The 20,284-nt window shown below is 34.2% G+C and carries 17 protein-coding genes; 11 read left to right on the top strand and 6 right to left on the bottom strand.

Annotated features, from left to right (window positions below; all coding sequences use genetic code 11):
- Nucleotides 1-2,078 (top strand): DUF2207 domain-containing protein (locus tag AB671_RS11275; RefSeq protein WP_082987288.1); only part of this gene is annotated, 2,078 nt, incomplete at its 5' end.
- Between the two features lie 268 nt (nt 2,079-2,346).
- On the opposite strand, the gene murA is transcribed toward AB671_RS11275, so the two are convergent.
- The 4 genes from murA to AB671_RS11255 all read right to left on the bottom strand — a co-directional run bounded on the left by murA (nt 2,347) and on the right by AB671_RS11255 (nt 5,310).
- A complete protein-coding gene (gene murA / locus AB671_RS11270; RefSeq protein WP_066678080.1) occupies nt 2,347-3,654 on the bottom strand; it encodes a UDP-N-acetylglucosamine 1-carboxyvinyltransferase in 1,308 nt (435 codons plus the stop codon).
- The gene (locus AB671_RS11265) at nt 3,654-4,307 is read right to left on the bottom strand and encodes a DUF4290 domain-containing protein (protein WP_066678082.1); all 654 of its coding nucleotides are present in this window, start codon (nt 4,305-4,307) and stop codon (nt 3,654-3,656) included. Before AB671_RS11265 ends, murA begins: the two co-directional genes overlap by 1 nt.
- Before the next feature lie 119 nt (nt 4,308-4,426).
- Complete coding sequence (locus AB671_RS11260; protein ID WP_066678083.1) at nt 4,427-4,840, bottom strand: thiol-disulfide oxidoreductase DCC family protein; 414 nt, start codon at nt 4,838-4,840, stop codon at nt 4,427-4,429.
- Nucleotides 4,841-4,848: 8 nt separating this feature from the next.
- Entirely contained in the window at nt 4,849-5,310 is a 462-nt protein-coding gene (locus AB671_RS11255; protein ID WP_066678084.1) for a heme-binding domain-containing protein, read from the bottom strand.
- Between the two features lie 340 nt (nt 5,311-5,650).
- Between AB671_RS11255 and katG the strand changes: the two genes are divergently transcribed.
- The 4 genes from katG to AB671_RS11235 all read left to right on the top strand — a co-directional run bounded on the left by katG (nt 5,651) and on the right by AB671_RS11235 (nt 11,936).
- Nucleotides 5,651-7,924 carry a catalase/peroxidase HPI gene (katG, locus tag AB671_RS11250; protein WP_066678086.1) on the top strand — a complete coding sequence of 758 codons (2,274 nt, stop codon included), beginning with the start codon at nt 5,651-5,653 and terminating at the stop codon, nt 7,922-7,924.
- 259 nt (nt 7,925-8,183) lie between these two features.
- Nucleotides 8,184-9,494 (top strand): ribosome biogenesis GTPase Der, encoded by a 1,311-nt coding sequence (gene der / locus AB671_RS11245; protein WP_066678088.1) that lies wholly within the window; start codon nt 8,184-8,186, stop codon nt 9,492-9,494.
- 117 nt (nt 9,495-9,611) lie between these two features.
- The gene (gene upp, locus AB671_RS11240; RefSeq protein WP_066675461.1) at nt 9,612-10,262 is read left to right on the top strand and encodes a uracil phosphoribosyltransferase; all 651 of its coding nucleotides are present in this window, start codon (nt 9,612-9,614) and stop codon (nt 10,260-10,262) included.
- Between the two features lie 210 nt (nt 10,263-10,472).
- Nucleotides 10,473-11,936 carry a hypothetical protein gene (locus tag AB671_RS11235; RefSeq protein WP_066675463.1) on the top strand — a complete coding sequence of 488 codons (1,464 nt, stop codon included), beginning with the start codon at nt 10,473-10,475 and terminating at the stop codon, nt 11,934-11,936.
- 52 nt (nt 11,937-11,988) lie between these two features.
- Here AB671_RS11235 and AB671_RS11230 read toward each other — a convergent pair whose 3' ends face one another.
- On the bottom strand, nt 11,989-12,642 hold the full coding sequence (locus tag AB671_RS11230; protein WP_066675465.1) for a ComF family protein: 654 nt from the start codon (nt 12,640-12,642) through the stop codon (nt 11,989-11,991).
- Nucleotides 12,643-12,893: 251 nt separating this feature from the next.
- Entirely contained in the window at nt 12,894-14,366 is a 1,473-nt protein-coding gene (locus tag AB671_RS11225; RefSeq protein WP_066675466.1) for a helix-turn-helix domain-containing protein, read from the bottom strand.
- 126 nt (nt 14,367-14,492) lie between these two features.
- On the opposite strand from AB671_RS11225, the gene aceB reads away from it, so the two are divergent.
- The 6 genes from aceB (at nt 14,493) to AB671_RS11195 (ending at nt 20,166) form a co-directional block, all read left to right on the top strand.
- Nucleotides 14,493-16,067, top strand: a complete 1,575-nt coding sequence (gene aceB, locus AB671_RS11220) for a malate synthase A (protein WP_066675468.1) — start codon at nt 14,493-14,495, stop codon at nt 16,065-16,067.
- 105 nt (nt 16,068-16,172) lie between these two features.
- Nucleotides 16,173-17,453 carry an isocitrate lyase gene (gene aceA, locus AB671_RS11215; RefSeq protein ID WP_066675470.1) on the top strand — a complete coding sequence of 427 codons (1,281 nt, stop codon included), beginning with the start codon at nt 16,173-16,175 and terminating at the stop codon, nt 17,451-17,453.
- A 300-nt stretch (nt 17,454-17,753) separates the two neighbouring features.
- Entirely contained in the window at nt 17,754-18,137 is a 384-nt protein-coding gene (locus AB671_RS11210; protein WP_066675472.1) for an acyl-CoA thioesterase, read from the top strand.
- Between the two features lie 42 nt (nt 18,138-18,179).
- Nucleotides 18,180-18,848, top strand: coding sequence for a Yip1 family protein (locus AB671_RS11205; protein WP_066675474.1), 669 nt, complete (start codon nt 18,180-18,182; stop codon nt 18,846-18,848).
- 66 nt (nt 18,849-18,914) lie between these two features.
- The gene (locus AB671_RS11200; RefSeq protein WP_066675476.1) at nt 18,915-19,358 is read left to right on the top strand and encodes a 6-pyruvoyl trahydropterin synthase family protein; all 444 of its coding nucleotides are present in this window, start codon (nt 18,915-18,917) and stop codon (nt 19,356-19,358) included.
- 31 nt (nt 19,359-19,389) lie between these two features.
- Nucleotides 19,390-20,166, top strand: a complete 777-nt coding sequence (locus AB671_RS11195) for a UDP-2,3-diacylglucosamine diphosphatase (protein WP_066675478.1) — start codon at nt 19,390-19,392, stop codon at nt 20,164-20,166.
- The last annotated feature ends 118 nt before the right edge of the window (nt 20,167-20,284 follow it).

Here is a 20,284-nt window from a genome sequence, read left to right as displayed (position 1 = left end):
TTCTGGTTCCGGATCTGGTGGCGGCGGTTTTTCCGGCGGTGGTGGCGGTGGCGGTGGTGGCGGCGGCTGGTAAAATTTTAGATATGAAAAATTGTATACAAGTCATTGCTTTATTCTTCTGCCTTTTTGCTTTTGCACAGAATGAAGTCGCTACATTGGCTGTCGTTCCGGAAGATTCTGTAGATTTTGATCAAACTAATATTCAGCGGGAAAGAATTGTTTCTTTTCGTTCTGATATTACTATTGCCGAAAACGCTGATGTTACTGTAACGGAAACCATCAAAGTTTTTGCGAATGGAAATGAAATTAAAAGAGGGATTTTTCGTGCTTTACCAACCGTAAGAAACATTAACGGCAGAAAAGAAAGTGTTTACTACAAAATCATAGCTGTTGAAAAAGAGGGTGTAAAAGAACCTTATCAAACCAAAAAGGAGGGTGGCATTTTTACAATCTATATCGGAAATAAAGATGAGCAACTTGCTTCAGGTTTTTATACCTACAAAATTGTTTATCAAACGCAGGATCAGATTGGTAAATTCAAAGGCTATGATGAATTTTATTGGAATGTAAACGGAACCGATTGGTCTTTTCCTGTTGAAAACATTCAGGCAATAATTCGTTTGCCTAAAAATGCAGATATCATCCAGAATTCTTGTTATACAGGCGGAGAAGGGAGTAAAGATCAGAATTGCACCAGCAAAAAAATATCATCTACACAGATTGAATTTAATGCAGAAAATTTAAACTCACACGAAAATCTTACGATAGCTATAGGTTTTAAAGCAGGTGTGTTAAAAGAGCCTTCAGGTTTTTCAAAATGGATTAATAGAAATTGGCCAAGCCTTTCATTAATTATTGTTGGTTTTTATCTGCTGTTTTTCTACTATAAAAACTGGAAGAAATACGGGAGAGATCCGGAGAGACCGGTAGTGATTCCACAGTTTAATGCACCTAATAATCTTTCGCCCGCATCTTTAGGATACATCGATAAAGGTGAATTTGATGCCAATTTGGTGACGGCAAATCTTGTTGACCTCGCTGTGAAGGGTTTTGTAGATATTGATGAGGTGAAAGACATTAAAAAAACTTTTCTCTCAAAAATGTTTATTTTAAAAAAGCTGGGATCAGAAAACAACAGTTTGCAGAGCGACCAAAAACGACTTTTAAAAAAGCTATTTGGAAAAGAAAAGGAAGTTTCGGTAAATGGTAATTATAATTCTAAGATTAAAAAAGCGGTTGACGATTTTGAGAATTTTATCATTAAAGAAAATAAAATTTTTGTAGAAAAAGTTTCCAACAAAAAGATTGTTTACAAAGGCTTGAAGATTATTCTTATAACTTTTTTTCTGGCATTAATTGTAAGTTCTTTAATAACCTGGAGTTTTCAAACATTACTCATAGGTTCTGTGATGACTGTTTTTGCAAGCCTGTTTGCTGCAGTATTGGTATTGACTTGGCAGGAAGGAAATAAGGTCATCTTTTTTGTTGTGTTAATGTTTTCTTTCACATTAACGCTTCCTATATTTTTCATGGCGTTTGCACATTCTGATGATGTTACAGCCTTTGAATCGAACTGTTTTAAATTTTTAATATTAGGAATTATTTCGATTTTAATATTCCGTTATTTAATAAATAGACCGAGCGAAGAAAAAGTGAAAATGGAGTCTGAGATTGACGGTTTCAAAATGTATCTGAGTGCCGCTGAAGAAAATCAGCTTCAATTTCATAATCCTCCGGAAATGACTTCGGATGTATATGAGAAATTTCTTCCGTATGCTATTGTTTTTGGAGTTGAAGGAATCTGGGGTAAAAGGTTTAGAGATAAACTGCAGGAAACCATTGATTCTGCTCAGCCTTATGAAAATGTTCAGTATAATTTTGGATACAGCTTTGCAGGAGCTTTTACAAGTACGCTTAACGAAACCACAGTAGTTCCGGTAAGTAGCGGTTCTTCATCTTCTTCATCAGGTTCATCAGGAAGTTCATCATCCTATTCTGGTGGATCAAGTTCCAGCGGTTCTTCTGGTGGAGGATCTTCCGGCGGAGGTGGCGGCGGCGGCGGCGGCGGCGGTTGGTAGCCAATCTTCATTAAAAGCATTAGAAAATGATTTTGATTTAATAAATTAGTTTTCTTTCCTCTTAATTTTAGATAAAGAGCCTTGTCAAGGTTCAAAACCTTGACAAGGCTTAAAGATTAAGTATTTACATTCCTAATAAAAAAGCGTTCAGAAAATTAATTCTGAACGCTTTTTATATTTTAAATTGAATAGTAAAAATTAATTTTGCTAATAACTAATAACTAATAACTAATAACTAATAACTAATAACTAATAACTAATAACTAGACTAAATTCTCTCAATATCCGCACCAATAGCCTTCAATCTTCCATCGATATTTTCATAACCACGGTCGATTTGTTCGATATTGTGGATAATTGATTTTCCTTCTGCTGAAAGTGCAGCAATCAAAAGTGCATTTCCTGCTCTGATATCCGGAGAAACCATTGTTGTTCCACGAAGCGGAGATTCCTGATTTAATCCGATAACGGTAGCTCTGTGCGGATCGCATAAAATAATTTGTGCACCCATGTCGATTAATTTATCAACGAAAAATAATCTCGATTCAAACATTTTCTGATGTACCAAAAGACTTCCTTTTGCCTGAGTTGCTACAACTAAAATAATAGAAAGTAGATCTGGCGTAAATCCTGGCCAAGGCGCATCTGAAACCGTAAGAATAGATCCGTCGATAAATTTTTGAATTTTATAATGTTCCTGAGAAGGAATGTAGATGTCGTCACCGCTTTGTTCCAGCTGAATTCCCAACTTTCTGAATGTATTTGGAATAACTCCTAATTGGTTCCAGTTTACATTTTTGATGGTGATTTCAGATTTTGTCATCGCAGCAAGACCAATCCAAGAACCGATTTCTACCATATCTGGAAGCATCGTGTGTTCAGTTCCGTTCAGGTGAGTTACTCCTTCAATCGTCAATAAATTTGAACCGATTCCTGAGATATTCGCACCCATCCTGTTCAGCATTTTACAAAGTTGCTGTAAGTAAGGTTCGCAGGCTGCGTTGTAGATTCTGGTTTTTCCTTTTGCTAAAGCTGCAGCCATTACGATGTTGGCAGTTCCTGTAACAGAAGCTTCTTCCAAAAGGATAAATTTTCCGTTAAGCTCTTTCGCTTTTAATGAGTAGAAATATTCTTCCTCATCATAATGAAATTCTGCACCAAGTTCTACTAAACCTTGGAAGTGAGTGTCTAATCTTCTTCTTCCTATTTTATCACCTCCTGGAGTCGGCATATAAGCTTCGCCATAACGAGCCAACATAGGACCCATCAACATAATTGAACCTCTTAGCTTAGCACCGTCTTTTTTAAATTCGTTAGATTTAATATAATCAAAATTGACATTATCTGCCTTAAAAGTATAATCACCATGAGCGTTTTTGGTCACTTTTACACCAAAATCTCCCAAGATCTCGATCAACCTGTTGACATCGTGGATGTCTGGAATATTTTTAATTCTTACCTCTTCATCCGTTAGCAAAACTGCACATAAAATTTGAAGCGCTTCATTTTTAGCTCCTTGTGGAGTAATTTCTCCATGCAGTCTTTTTCCTCCCCTTATTTGAAATGTTCCACTCATTATCTTCTGTTGTGATTATTGTTATTATTGTTAAATCTTCTTTTTGCGGGTTGATTTCTGTTATTATTGTTTTTATTGTTGTTATTCCTGTTGGCATTGTTGGCGTAGTAAATTTTACTTTTATCTAAGCTTTCAATATTAGTAAGGTCTAATCTGTTTGCTGAAAGTTCTTTTAAATGACGGAAAATTACATCATCGGTTACATGTTCTTTATTATAAACATTGTAAGACTTTTTCATATTGTTGGCGATCACCTCGATCAGGGCTTCTTTTTCGTCGCCTGCTTCTAGTTCGATTGCTTTTTCAATTAACTGAAGAATACTTTTTCCATAGAATTTAAAATCACCCTGAAGTTTCGGGTATTCCATTCTTTTTGGTTTTTCTTCAAGTTCTTCTTTTGTAGGAAAAGGGTATGGGGAATCTACATCCAAGTCATGATTGGCAAGAATGTAAAGATGATCCCAAAGTTTATGTTTGTAATTTTCTTCGTCGCGGAGCTGTGGGTTTCTCTGACCCATAAAATCAATGATTGCCATTGCCATTTCGTTTCTTTCGTCTTTGTCTGAAACTTCTTTGCAACGCTCAACCAACTGTTGTATAATTCTGCCATATTCTGGCATATTGAGATGAGTTTTTTGGGTATTGTATTCCATAGTCTGCAAATATATGGATTAATAAAAATAATGTTCCGAAAAACTTAAATGTTTATAAAAATTTAATGGAAATATTTAAAGTATTCCTATATTTATCAGATACCAAAATCTGAACCAAATCACACTTCGATAAATTTCTTTTTCTGATGTTGATCCGGTAGGAAGCACTTTTGAGCTGAAAGCTTCATTCTGTTTTCAGAAATTTTGTTGTAAATTTTATCACTTATAAATGTGGGCATTAATTTCCCGATAACTGATAAATTATAAATTCCGCCTAAAAGATTGGCGATTTTTAAAACAGCTTTAGATTTAATGAGATAATATTGACGAGGTTTCCAAAGGTACAAGGTGTTAAATTGTTTTGTTTCTAAACCTCTCTCCGATAAAAATTTTTGTCCGAAATCTGATTGCAGGGAAGCAAACATAAACTGATCTTTTTTATCTCTTTCAAGAATCCATTGTACCCAAAAATTACATACGCCGCATTCGCCGTCAAAAAATACAATATGTTTTTGTTCCCAGATTTCAGGCATGATTTCTATTATTCTGTTTTAAATTTTGTTTCCCGAATTTCTCTCTTAAAATAAGTAATCAGTTCTTTTCTTTGAGCGTCGGTGAGTTTTGCATCTTGATGTCCCAGAAAATAAGACTCTAAAGGCATTTCATGCTTTTCAAGCATTTCTACACACTCTTCCATTTTATGGATCTGTCTTTTCGGTTCGTAAGTAGCAAATGTAGAAAAATTAAGATGTTTTCTTCCTTCATCAATGTGATTTTTTATCCACCAAGAAGCCGGAGCAATACTTGTGTACCAAGGATATTTCGTTTCGTCAGAATGACAGTCGTAACACGAGTTGGTAATCAGCTTTGCTATTTCCGGAGAAGTATTGGTTTTAATTTTTAAAAAATCCATTCCCGGGTTCAGCGGTTTGTTGGTTTTATCAATCGGAAAAAACTGAATGATAATAAATGCGACAAGAAGAACGATAATTACTTTTTTCATACCCTGGGATTTGGATTTCTAAACTAATAAAGATATTAAATTTTTAAGAAAGAAAAAATAGAAGAAATATTAAAATGATTACTTTAAGTTGAATTATTCTAAATATGAGTACTTATTATTGGTTTTTATCTAAAGTAATACCAAATTTTATTAACTTAATTGAATTATTGTTTTTTTTGTAAACTAGGCAACTAAGAATTAACAGTTAAGAATTTGTTATAGTTTTTAACTATTGTAAAAATATTATTGATAGATTGCGTTTATTGATTAAGCATTGTAAGTTTGCAGAGTTAAACAAATTAAAATAGAGTTATAAACCAACATAAAAATTAAAACTATAATGGAAAATGATTTAAACGATATCAGTAAGTGCCCGTTTCATAACGGAACGATGAAAAAAGAAAATGTTGCTGGAGGCGGAACCAAGAATAAAGATTGGTGGCCGGATCAATTAAGAGTTGATATTCTAAGACAGCATTCGTCTTTGTCAAATCCTATGGAAAAAGATTTTGATTATGCTGAAGCTTTTCAGAGTCTCGATCTTGAAAGTGTAAAAAAAGACCTTCATGCATTAATGACCGATTCACAAGATTGGTGGCCTGCAGATTTTGGGCATTACGGTCCTTTATTTATCCGTATGGCTTGGCACAGCGCAGGAACGTATCGTGTAGGTGACGGAAGAGGTGGAGCAGGAGCAGGACAACAGCGTTTTGCCCCGTTAAACAGTTGGCCGGATAATGTAAGTTTAGATAAAGCAAGAAGATTGCTATGGCCGATCAAACAAAAATATGGTAAAAAAATATCTTGGGCAGATCTTTTAATTCTTACAGGAAATATTGCCCTCGAGTCTATGGGATTCAAAACTTTTGGGTTTGCAGGAGGTCGTGAAGATGTTTGGGAACCAGATCAGGATGTATATTGGGGGACCGAAAAAACTTGGTTGGGCGGAGATCTTCGTTATGCGCACGGTTCTCCGGGTGTTGAAGGTCATGGTGTTCTTCCGGCAGAAGATGATTCTGAGGTGAAACATTCCAGAAATCTTGAAAAACCTTTGGCAGCAGTACAGATGGGGCTTATTTATGTAAATCCTGAAGGACCTGACGGAAATCCTGACCCAATTTTAGCGGCAAAAGATATTCGTGATACATTCGGAAGAATGGCAATGAATGATGAAGAAACGGTTGCGTTAATCGCAGGTGGACATACATTCGGCAAAACTCACGGTGCCGGTCCTGCAGATCATGTAGGTAAAGAGCCTGAAGCAGCCGGAATTGAAGCACAAGGATTTGGATGGAATAGTTCTTATAAATCAGGAAAAGGACCCGATGCAATCTCAAGTGGATTAGAAGTAACTTGGACTGAAAAACCAACTGAATGGAGTAATCTTTTCTTTAAAAATCTATTTGAAAACGAATGGGAATTAACTAAAAGTCCAGCTGGAGCTCACCAATGGATAGCGAAAGATGGAGCCAACATTATTCCTGATGCATTTGACCCTGATAAAAAACACAGAGCAACCATGCTTACCACAGATCTTTCGTTAAGATTTGATCCTGTCTATGAAAAAATATCAAGAAACTTTTTTGAAAATCCTGATGCTTTTGCAGATGCCTTTTCTCGTGCCTGGTTTAAACTGACTCACAGAGATATGGGACCAAAAGCTCGCTATTTAGGTCCTGATGTTCCGGCAGAAGAATTGATCTGGCAAGATCCGATTCCTGAAGTGAACCATGAATTGGTAGATAATTCTGATGTCGAATCTTTAAAATCGAAAATTTTAAATTCTGGATTAAGTGTTTCTGAGTTGGTTTCTGTAGCTTGGGCTTCTGCATCTACTTTTAGAGGAAGTGATAAAAGAGGTGGTGCAAATGGTGCAAGAATTCGTTTGGCTCCACAAAAAGATTGGACAGTAAACAATCCTGCTCAGTTGCAAAAAGTCTTATCTGTTTTGGAAAATATTCAGAATGATTTTAATAATTCTCAATCTGGAAATAAAAGAGTTTCATTAGCAGATTTAATTGTTTTGGCGGGAAGTGCAGCGGTTGAAAAAGCAGCAAGAGATGCCGGACAAAATATTTCTGTTCCTTTTGCTCCGGGTCGTATGGATGCTTCACAAGAGCAAACAGATGTAGAATCAATGGGATATTTGGAGCCTGCAGCAGATGGTTTTAGAAATTATTCAAAGAAAAAATTCTCTGTTTCTACAGAATCTTTGTTAATTGATAAAGCGCAATTATTAACCCTTACTGCACCGGAATTAACGGTGTTGATTGGTGGAATGCGTGCTTTAGATACTAATTTTGATGGTTCCAAAAATGGAATATTTACTCAACATCCCGGAATTTTGACTAATGATTTCTTCGTAAATCTTTTGGATATGAGAACACAATGGAAGAGTATTTCAGAAGATGATGAATTGTATATGGGAACTGATCGATCAAGCGGACAACCCAAATGGACAGCAAGTCGTGCAGATTTAGTCTTCGGTTCAAATTCTGAATTGAGAGCATTGGCTGAAGTGTATGCAAGTTCTGATGCTCAGGAGAAATTTGTAAAAGATTTTGTTGCAGCTTGGACTAAAGTAATGAACTTAGATCGATTTGATTTAAAATAATTTATAAGTCATATTTTATGAAGACAGTCGTTTGGCTGTCTTTTTTTTGCTTTAATTATTATGGCGATTGAGTATAAGCTCATTAAAAATTAGAATGATAAAAAACTACTATTTCAAAATATCATATTCATAATCAAAGAGATTTCTATTGCTTAAATAATAAAAGCTTACCTTTGCAAAAAATTGAGCTCCAAAAGTTGGAGTAACTCATTGATAATCTTGTCCTATCGCATTGTCGAAGGATTATTAAACATTTTTTATGTCAAATATTGTTGCTATTGTTGGTCGTCCCAACGTAGGAAAATCCACGTTATTTAATCGTTTATTAGAAAGAAGAGAGGCTATTGTAGACTCTACTGCAGGGGTAACCAGAGACCGTCATTACGGGAAATCTGACTGGAATGGTGTAGAATTCACTGTAATTGATACCGGTGGTTATGATGTAAACAACGATGATGTTTTCCAGGAAGAAATTTCTAAGCAAGTGCAGTTGGCTATTGACGAAGCTACATCAATCATTTTTATGCTGAATGTAGAAGAAGGTCTTACTGATACGGATCATGAGATCCACGAAATGCTGAGAAGATCAAACAAACCTACTTATATTGTAATCAATAAAGTAGATTCTGCTAAAGAAGAAATCGATGCAACTGAATTTTATCAGTTAGGAATTGAGAAATATTATACTATTTCTTCTGCAACCGGATCTGGAACAGGAGAGATTTTAGATGATATTGTAAGAGATTTCCCAACTAAAGATTATACAGACCCTTTCGAAGGATTGCCAAAAATTACAATTGCAGGTCGTCCAAACGTAGGGAAATCTACGATGACCAATGCATTGCTTGATGCAGATAGAAATATTGTAACTGATGTTGCAGGAACTACAAGAGATAGTATTCAGACACTTTATAATAAATTCGGACATGAATTTGTGTTGGTAGATACTGCCGGAATGCGTCGTAAATCTAAAGTGAATGAAGATCTAGAATTCTATTCTGTAATGAGATCAATTCGTTCTATTGAATATTCTGATGTGGTTATCATCATGGTTGATGCTACTTTAGGATGGGAATCTCAGGATATGAATATCTTTGGTCTTGCTCAGAAAAACAGAAAGGGTATCGTAATCGTTGTCAATAAATGGGATTTGGTTGAAGATAAACAAACCAATACAATCAGAGATTTCGAAAAATCTATCAGAGATAAAATCGGACAGTTTAGTGATATTCCAATTTTGTTTGTTTCAGCATTAACGAAACAGAGAATTTTGAAAGCCGTAGAAATGGCAATGGTTGTTTACGAAGATCGTAAGAAGAAAATTAAAACGTCTAAGCTAAACGAAATTATGCTTCCGATTTTCGAGCAGACGCCACCACCGGCAAATAAAGGAAAATATATTAAAATCAAATATTGTGTGCAGCTTCCAACGCCGTCACCACAGTTTGTATTTTTCTGTAACTTACCTCAATACGTAAAAGAGCCATACAAGAGATTTACTGAAAACCAATTGAGAAAGCAATTCGGGTTTACCGGAGTTCCTATCGAAGTGTATTTCAGACAAAAATAATATCAATTTGAAAATTTGATAATGATTTAATTTGAAAATTAAGATCATTGTTTTTTTAATTAAGCTTTTTAAAATTATTTTCAAATTTTCAAATTTCTAAATTTTCAAATTAAGATTATGGTTACAGTTTTATCAGAACAGTTTTCTTTGGTTAATACTTGGATTAATGAACTTAGAAACGTAGAAATTCAGCATGACCGAATGAGATTCCGTAGAAATATGGAAAGAATCGGAGAAATTGCAGCGTTCGAAATCAGTAAAAGTTTGGAGCAGGAAGAAATTGAAATTCAGACTCCTTTAGATACAATTAAAGTTAAAGAAATTGCTGTTCAGCCGGTAATTACCACAATCTTAAGAGCGGGAGTTCCTTTGTTTGAGGGAATTTTAAATTATTTAGATAGAGCAGATTGCGGTTTTGTGGCAGCGTATAGAAAGCACGACGCCAATGATTATTTCTCAATAAAACAGGATTATCTTACGTGCCCCAATATTGACGGAAGACCCTTGATTGTTGCAGATCCTATGTTGGCAACCGGAGCTTCTTTAATTGAAGCAATCAAAGATTTATTAACAAACGGAACACCTACTCAACTTCATATTGTAGCAGCAATTGCTTCAAGGCAAGGGGTAGAAACCATCGAAAAAGCTTATCCCGATGCGAAAATTTGGGTAGGAGCAATTGATGAAAACTTGACGACAAAAGGATATATTACACCAGGTTTAGGTGATGCCGGAGATTTAAGCTACGGAGAAAAACTTCAGAGATAAATTTTTTGCGAAGAACGATATTTATTGAAACCTTAGATTTTGTCTAAGGTTTTTTCAAATGATAATTTTTCTTAAATATATGTTTGGTTTAGTGTTAATTTTATATTGTTTTTGGTTTTATATTGAATTTTTAATATATTTAATTAATTATTATTGAGTGTTAAAATTTAATGATAATTAAAAAAAACTAATAACCGAAAAACAAAATCAATGAAAACATTCATTCTAAGCCTTACTTTAGGCTCGCTTGTGCTATGGTCTTGTAGCGAAGAGAAAAAGAATTCCAAATCAGATTTACCGCCGGATGAACTGGTGAGAAAAGAAGCTTTTAAGAATCATTCCGATTCAATACCGAAAGACAGAACAGAATTTTTTAAATTAAATGCAGATTATCCTCGAACACAACCAGATGTAGGATTTAAACTCATTAATGATTTTAATGAAAAAATCACTGTACAAAATGCAGAAAAGTATGTTTCTGGACTGAAAGAGTATGCATCACCATTAATTACCAAAATGATTAATGAGAAAGATAAATTCAGTGCAAAAGATGTCGGCTGGTTTCACGAACCATGGATGGGAAGTAAAAGAGATCCTATCATGGGAAGCTATCCCGGAAATCCTAATTCTGCAGGAACTTTTAAAGGCGTAAACAAAAACCAGGAAGGTTTTGTATTGGTATTGTACGATCGATTGGCGGCATTTACGATCGGTGAAGTTTTTGATAAGAACGGAAATGTTCCTTTAGAAATAGATTCGGCTTATTTTAAAAGCTCAAAACCTATTAATAGTTTTATCAGCGTTGATCTGAATAAAGATAAAGGCCAATTCAAAGAAGGTTCGGTAATCGTGAAGTTTGCTTTTTCAGAGTTGAATGGTGATCAATGGCCAGATATGAAAGACGCTCCTCTTTTTACCATTTATAACCAATTGGATGCTAAATCTAAGGATAGCTACAGAAACAGATATGATTATAAAAAGGTAAGCTTGTTTCAGATAGATGTAGTAGTTAAAGATTCTAAAGCTGCTCCAGAAACAGGTTGGGTTTTTACAACTTTTGTGTATGACAAAAATATTAAATCCAATAATATCTTAGATAAATTTGTTCCGCTTGGTGCAATGTGGGGAATGGATCCTGAGGTTGATAGCGATTTTGCAACAGTAGAAGTGCAAAACCAAAAATTAACGCAAACATGGATTAATGATAATGCTCCTTACTATAGTAAAGAAACTCTAGGATGGGGAGGCAGATTAAGCGGTCCGAATGACGGAGCTGTAGCGCTACAAGGTGTGGTTGATGTTACTAACAAAGGTGTAACAAAAACAGATACACTTGCCAGATTGCCAATGACCTCTTGTATGAGCTGTCATTCACCTTCGCAGCAACAAATCTCTTCATTTCTTTTGCCGTCATCAAATCAGGGAGCCACTTTCTTTAACTACAACACTCCCGAATTTCTACGTTATAACAGAAATTTAAAAGGGGAAAGTTTTGATCCTGGTCAGTTCTCATTTGATTATAATATGGCGATGAATTTTAAATCGATGAATGCATATCTTGCCTTTCTGAATAAATATTATAAGTCTAAAAATAGTGGAATGATGAAGTCGAGTAGAGGATCTGAAGAATATGAAGATAGTTTCGAAGAATTTAGAAGAAAAAAAATAGATTAATAAAAATTTTTAAAGCCTCAATTGTAAAGATTGGGGCTTTTTTAATGAAAAACTATTCATCCATTGCCATTACCAAAACACTCACTTTGTTGTCTCCTGTTTTCAAAATTTCCCAGGCAATTGAAGCGATTGTATTTCCGGTAGTAAAAACATCATCAACCAAAAGGATATGTTTTCCTGAAATATTTTTAGCGATTGAAAAAGTATTCTGACTTTCTAGACGATGCTTCTTATCTTTCAAAGCCTGTGCTTTCGAGTAATTGTTTCTTTTAATTAAATCATGGCTGAAAGGAATCTCATAAAACCTCGATAATGTTTCTGTAAACAAATGCAGTTGATTATAACCTCTTTCCTTTAGTTTCTTCGGATGCAATGGGACAGAAACCAACATGTCAGGTTTTTGATTTTTAAAATCTAAACGATCTGTCGTCCATTCAGCTAAAATCTTTCCGGCTTTTTCTCGACTTTTATATTTTAATTCGTGAATGATTTTCCGGCTTAAATTTTCCTTTTCAAACTGCATTAATGCAAAAGCGTTTTCTATAGGAAAAAGAAGTTTACATTTCTCCAGAATATAATTATCCTCAAAAAAATTGAAATGCGTAAAGTGAATTTGCTCAAAACAGACATTGCAAACGAGTAAATTGCCGTCAATAATCCGGTTGCAGTGAATGCAACGATTGGGAAAGAAAATATCTAAAATCATTTGTGTGTTTATTGTAACTAAGATAGTGAAAATGGATGAAAGAAGAAAAGTTTTTTATTAGAAGATGGAGGCATGAAGTCTGAAGTTTTAAAACATTGCAGTATAATTTTTTTTACTGCTTTCATTAGCTGAGTGGAACGCCCTTGCGAACAAAAATAAACAAAATATTATCCAAAAATCCTTGCGATCTCCGCGTTAAAAGAATATTCTAAATACATTAAACTTCCACCCTCCAGCTTCCAACTCCCAACCTAAAAATCCTTCCGAATCTTCTCAATCGCATTCTTCATACTCGAATTAAAATATTCCTTTTCCAATCGGGTTGGAGGCGATTGTCTTACTTCGCAATCTGCAATGCTGCACGATTCACAAGTCACGCCAACATTGATAGTTTTTAAAGTTTCAGATTTAATAAAATTAATTTTTTTAATGGTCTGTGAATTCAATAAAATTCCCAAACAATAACTTCTGTTGCTTCCATCAGAAAACGGATTTTTTTGTGAAGTTGAAATCACGAGATAACTTACGCCTTGATCTTTATAATGTGAAATTTGTGCATCCGTCAAAGTTTCATTTTCCGTTAATTCATGCAGATTTTTAATCGCAATCCATCTTCTGCAGTAATGTTCATTCGTGGCGTTGGCGTGTGGAGCTTGTTGGTGATTCAGATGTAATTCCTTTAAGATCTGAATTTTATCTGAATTTTTCTTTTTAACCAGACATAAATAAAACAAATCCTTAATTCCTAATTCTGAAGAAAGAATATTGGTTAAACGATAATAAAATGTTTCAGGTGAATGAGTAAATTTTTTAATTAAATCTTCAAAATTTGTGGGTTTCCAATCGTTTTGCAAGAAAAATTCAGAAGTTTCTTCAATTGTTTTTTGTTTTGAAATCAATAAAGCTCCTGCGAAATAAGACGCATAAAAATTATTGAGAATTTCTTCAAAACTTCCAAAATCCAGCCATGAATAGGTATTCGGACGATTTTTCAATTCCAAAACATTGAAACCTATTTCTTTAGCAAAAATAAAAGTCTTCTGATCCTGCTCTAATTTTTTATTTAAAAGCAATAGTTTTTTCTCAGGAATAAATAACGAACGTAGATGATCCAAAGTTCCATACTGCTCAAAATCTTCTGATTGAATCCTGTAATTGAATCTTTCAGTCAGTATTTTTTCTAAAATATCGGTCTGTAAATTTTTGTTGATCTTCAATTGATTTTCCTGTGCAAACTGCAAAACTTTATCTTCAATTTCTGGGAAATAATTATCATTTAATTCCTGAAATGAACGCAAAACGGCAAAATAAAACCGCTCTTTTCCTAAATTATAGTTCTGTGAAATTTCTATCAAAGCATTAATAAAAGCGGTCACTTTTTTTGGTGCGTCGCTGATAATACTGATGAGGTTATTTTTATTGATTCCGAAAAGATCCAAAGGAATTTCTTTAAAAAAATCAGATTGTAAAATCTCATTAAATGGAGCTAAGCTTTTATCAAGTTTTGTCGAAACCAAATCATCAAAAGTACAGTTCAGAGATTCTGAAAGCTGAATAATCTTATCATGTTTCGGATATTTTTTACCGTTTTCAATTTCATTAAGGTAAGATTTTGATAATCCTGTCTTTACGGCAAGATCTTGCAAAGACCAATTTTTCTTTTGTCTCTGCTGTTTTAGTTTTAGTCCGAAAACCGTTTTGATAAAGGCGCTGTCAGAATTCATGATTCAAATATAATATTTAGAAGCGATTTTTCGCATAATAATTTTTAAAATAAATTTAGCGAACGTTCGCTTTATGTGAAAATTTTTATTTAGGTTTGTAATGTCGAATCACAAAATCAAGACGTTATGGAAACTAAAACACAATTAAATATAAATACTCAACCGCAGTTTGAGGAATTATTCTCCAATGATCTAATCGATTTTTTGGTGGAACTTCATCAAAATTTTAATGCTAAAAGATTAGAACTTTTAGAAGAAAGAAAAAAAACTCAGCAGGAATTTGATAAAGGAATTCTTCCGAAATTTTTATCTGAAACTGAAGAAATCAGGAATGGAAATTGGATTTGCGCACCCCTTCCTGAAGATTTGCTCGACAGAAGAGTGGAAATTACCGGACCAGTTGATCGAAAAATGATTATCAATGCTATGAATTCTGGGGCTTCAACATTTATGGCAGATTTTGAAGACAGCAATTCGCCAACCTGGAAAAATTGTATGGAAGGACAGATCAATCTTTCTGATGCAATTAATCGAAGAATTGATTTTAAAAATGAACAGGGGAAATCTTATCAGTTGAATGAGAAAACGGCTGTTTTGCTGATTCGTCCAAGAGGTTTGCATTTAAATGAAAAACATGTTGAAATTAATGGTGAACAAACTTCTGCTTCGCTAATCGATTTTGGAATTTACTTTTTCAGAAATATAAAAAGGTTGCAGGAAAACGGAAGTGGAACTTATTTTTATCTCCCAAAATTAGAATATTACAAAGAAGCCTGTTGGTGGAATGATGTTTTTATTTTTGCTCAAAATTATATTGGTATTCCGCATGGTTCTATTAAAGCAACAGTTTTGGTTGAAACAATTACAGCTTCCTTTCAAATCGACGAAATTTTATTTGAATTAAAAGAACATAGTTCTGGTTTGAATTGTGGACGTTGGGATTATATTTTTTCATTCATTAAAAAATTCAGAAATCTTCCCGAATTTATTGTTCCCGACCGAGATCAGGTAACGATGACTTCACCTTTTATGAGTGCTTATTCCAAAAGAGTAATTGAAATCTGTCATAAAAGAAATGTTCACGCAATTGGTGGAATGGCAGCACAAATTCCTATTAAAAATGATTATGAAGCGAATAGCCAGGCTTTCGGAAAAGTAAGAAATGATAAAGAACGAGAAGTGAAAAACGGTCACGACGGAACTTGGGTGGCGCATCCGGCTTTAGTTCCTGTAGCAAAAGATATTTTTGATCAATTTATGCCAGAAAAAAATCAAATCGATAAAAAGTTTGAGTATCAAATTACTGAAAAAGATTTGCTGGAAATTCCAAAAGGTGAAATTACCGAAAAAGGAGTTCGTAAAAACATCAATGTCGGAATTCTTTATATTGAATCCTGGTTAACGGGAGTTGGAGCTGCTGCAATTTATAATCTGATGGAAGATGCGGCAACAGCCGAAATTTCAAGAACCCAAATTTGGCAATGGCTGAAAAATGAAGCGGTATTGAATGATGACAGAACATTGACGAGAGAAATGATCCTTCAATGGGAATTTGAAGAGATGGAGCGTATTGAAAAATATGTGGGTGAAGAACGTTTCAAAAATGGAAAATTTAATCTGGCAAAAGAACTTTTCAACGAATTGATTTTCTGTGAAAACTTCGAAGAATTTTTAACCTTAAAAGCATATCCGTTCATTTGAGTGGGAGAGTTTGAGGGTTTTAGTGTATGGGAGTTATAAGCTGTCAACTAAAAACCAACAACCATCAACTAACATCAAACAACAATTAACTAAACAAAAAATAGTATGAAAACAAGACAAGATCAAATTCAGGAAATAGAAAAAGACTGGTTAGAAAACCCACGTTGGAATGGTGTGAAAAGACCTTATACAGCAGAAGAGGTATTAAAACTTCGAGGTTCTTATAAATTAGATTATACAATTGCAACAGAAATGTCAAAGAAATTTTGGGATAAACTGAATTCTCAGGATTTTGTTGCAGGATTAGGAGCATTAACGGGAAATCAAGCGGTACAGGAAGTTGACGCTGGATTGGAAGCGATTTATCTTTCAGGATGGCAGGTTGCTGCAGACGCCAATTTATCTGGTGAAATGTATCCTGATCAATCGTTGTATCCTGCGAACTCAGTGCCTTCTGTTGTGAAAAAAATTAATAATGCTTTGTTGAGGGCAGATCAGATTCAATCCATAAACGGAGGTGGAGAAAAAGAATATTTAGTTCCCATTATTGCTGATGCAGAAGCGGGTTTTGGAGGAAATCTGAATGCTTATGAATTGATGAAACAAATGATTGAAGCCGGAGCTGCTGCAGTTCATTTTGAAGATCAGTTATCTTCTGCAAAAAAATGTGGTCATTTAGGAGGGAAAGTTTTGGTTCCGACGCAGGAAGCGATCAATAAACTGATTTCAGCTCGTTTGGCGGCTGATGTTTTGGGTGTTCCAAGTTTAATTATTGCAAGAACAGATGCTGATGCTGCGGATTTATTAACTTCAGATATTGATGATAGAGATAAAAAATTTGTAACCGGTGAAAGAACTTCCGAAGGTTTTTATGTAGTGAAAAATGGAGTAGAGCAGGGAATCGACAGAGGTTTGTCTTATGCTCCTTACGCAGATTTGATCTGGATGGAAACTTCAAATCCTGATTTGGAGCAGGCAAGAAAATTTGCAGAAGGGATTCATGTAAAATATCCCGGAAAAATGTTGGCTTATAATTGTTCGCCATCTTTCAATTGGGCAGCGAGACTTTCAGTAGATGAAATGTTGAATTTCAGAGAAGAATTGGCGAAATTGGGTTACAAATTCCAGTTTATTACATTGGCTGGTTTCCATGCATTGAATACGGCGATGTTTGAATTGGCTTTAGCTTATAAAGAAAAAGGAATGGCGGGTTATTCTGAATTGCAGGAAAGAGAATTTGCTTTGCAGCAAAAAGGTTTCAGAGCGGTGAAACATCAGTCTTTCGTTGGAACAGGATATTTTGATGAGGTTCAGAATATTGTTACCGGAGGTTCTTCGGCGACAGTTGCCATGAAAGATTCTACAGAAACAGCACAGTTTCATTAAAAGAGTTAATTAAAAATAATTTGTTGGAAAAACGTAGAGACGCAAAGCTTAATTCAATTTATAATGCTTTAACGCGCAAAAAAATCAAAGATTTTTAATATTAAAAATTGTCAATTTTATCGAAGATAAGATCTTTGCGTCTTAAAACATGTGATTTGTAAATCTTCTTGTGCCTTTGCGTTTTCCAACAGAAAAAAATATTAAAAAGATCATTTTAACTAAATTTAATCGTTAAGAACCTTCTCAATTTTGGGAAGGTTCTGTTTTTATGCCTTATTTTTGAGTAAATATTTGAAGAAGATGAGTTTGATTTTTGAAAAGCAAATAGAAGTTACAGAACAATATATTGATGGAAATAATCACGTCAATAATGTGCAATATGTAAAATGGGTAGAAGAAATAGCTGGTGAACATTGGGATTCTGTAAAAAATAAATTGGGTTTTCCAGATGATATCTGGATGCTTCTCGATCATCATATTCAGTATAAAAAGCAGGTTTACTTAGGAGGTGTAATTACAGTAAAAACATATCCTAAATCACCGGAAGGAATTCGGCAACCAAGAAAAGTAGAATTTTATTGCAATGATATTTTGGTGGTAGATTCTCTTACGCTTTGGGTTTTTATTGATAAAGAAACGCAGAAAATTAAAAGATTAGATGAGAATTGGTTAAGCTTAATTTGATTTTTAATAAATATGTTTATTTTCGTGCTCCTATAAAACTATATGGAAACAAAATACACAGAAGATCAATTTGAGGAATTTGAAAAATACGATGCGCTTTCTGATCAGGATATTTTTACTAAAATTTGGACTGAACCAAAGCGGGTTTTCAAATTCATCAATGACACACAATACGAGAAATACTTGTACCTTCTGCTTATCTTTGCGGGTATTGTAAGGGCTTTTGATCGTGCCTCTGCAAAAGATATGGGTGATAATTCTTCTCTATTTGCAATTGTTTTTAGTTGTATTGTTGGAGGGGGTATGTTGGGCTGGATCTCTTATTACATTTATTCGGCACTATTAAGCTGGACAGGAAAATGGCTAAACGGCGTAGGAAATACTTCATCTATTTACAGAATGATGGCTTATGCAATGATCCCTTCTATTCTAGGATTGGTATTTTTGTTTTTACAAATTGCAGTGTTTGGAAATGATTATTTTAGGAGTAACACTGATTATCTTGAGTCTAGTATTGAAGGAAGTATTGTTTTTTGGATTTCATTTACAATGGAAATGCTTTTGTCATTTGCATCACTTGTTCTCATGGTGATCGGGCTTTCGGAGGTGCAAAAAATTTCGATAGGAAAAGCCATTGCCAATCTTCTTTTACCAATTGCATTCATTGTTGTGCCAATTGTGCTGATTGTATTTATAGCGACGATATTTTAATTAGATCAAAATTAAAGTCAGGGTAAGGTGATTCTTTTACATATCGAATTTCCCTATCTTTGCATTATGATACGTATTACAAAAATTTTCACATTCGAAACTGCTCATGTTTTGTACAATTATGACGGAAAATGTAAAAATATGCATGGGCATTCTTATAAGCTTTTCGTTACGGTAAAAGGAAAACCTGTCAATGATCTTGAGAATCCTAAAAACGGAATGGTGGTAGATTTTGGCGATATTAAAGATATTGTAAAGTCTGAAATTGTTGATGTTTGGGATCATGCAGTTTTAATTAATGGAGTTTCGCCGCATAGAGAATTGGGTGAAGGTTTAGAAAATCAGGGTCATAAAGTGATTTACTGTACTTTTCAGCCGACTTGCGAAAATATGTTGTACGCCATTGCTGCAAAAGTAAAATCAAAACTTCCGGAAGGGATTTCTTTAGCTTATCTTAAACTTCACGAAACCGAAAACTCTTATGGAGAATGGTTTGCAGAAGATAATTAATATTTTTTTTACTGAATTTAAAATATAAAAGGTGATTAAAACAACCATCAATTTAGAGCAGGGAAAAAAAGTGTACTTTGCTTCAGATCAGCATTTCGGCGCTCCAAATCCGAAAGAAAGCAAGGTGCGTGAAGAAAAATTTATCCGATGGATGAATGAGATTAAAGAAGATGCTCAGGTTTTATTTTTGATGGGTGATTTGTTTGATTTTTGGCATGAATGGAATCACGTAATCCCAAAAGGATATGTACGTGTTCTCGGAAAAATTGCAGAATTGAAAGATCATGGAGTTCAGGTTTATTTTTTTGTAGGAAACCACGATTTGTGGATGAAAGATTATCTCGAAGAAGAGATTGGCTGTACCGTTTTTTACAAAAAGCAATATTTTGAAATTGCTGGAAAGCAGTTTCTTTTAGCGCATGGAGACGGTTTAGGACCCGGTGATAAAGGATATAAAAGAATGAAAAAAGTCTTTACAAATCCTATTGCTCAATGGTTTTTCAAATGGTTACATCCTGATATTGCGATGAAAATTGCGTTGTATATGTCTCAGAAAAATAAAATGATCTCAGGAGAAGAAGACAAGGCATTTTTGGGAGAAGACAAGGAGTTTTTGATTATCTATTCTAAAAAGAAGCTTGAAACAGAGAACATAGATTACTTTATTTATGGGCACCGACATTTGCCAATGGTTTTAGATTTAGGTGAAAATTCAAAATATATCAATCTGGGAGACTGGATCTCTTATTTCACCTATGGAGTTTTCGAGCACGATTTTCAGTTGAAAACTTTTGAGAATTTGGAATAAAAAAAATTACCCCATAAATGAGGTAATCCTTGTAAAAAGATCTTACAATCTTTATTACTAATCCATATTCCGAGGATGAAGTTACAAAAACTTGACCAAATTTTTAATTTTAAGATTA

The organism is Chryseobacterium sp. BGARF1 (genome assembly GCF_001677955.1).
GTDB lineage: Bacteria > Bacteroidota > Bacteroidia > Flavobacteriales > Weeksellaceae > Chryseobacterium.
Note: the sequence above shows the minus strand (reverse complement) of the source record. Positions and strands in the feature narration are given on the sequence as shown.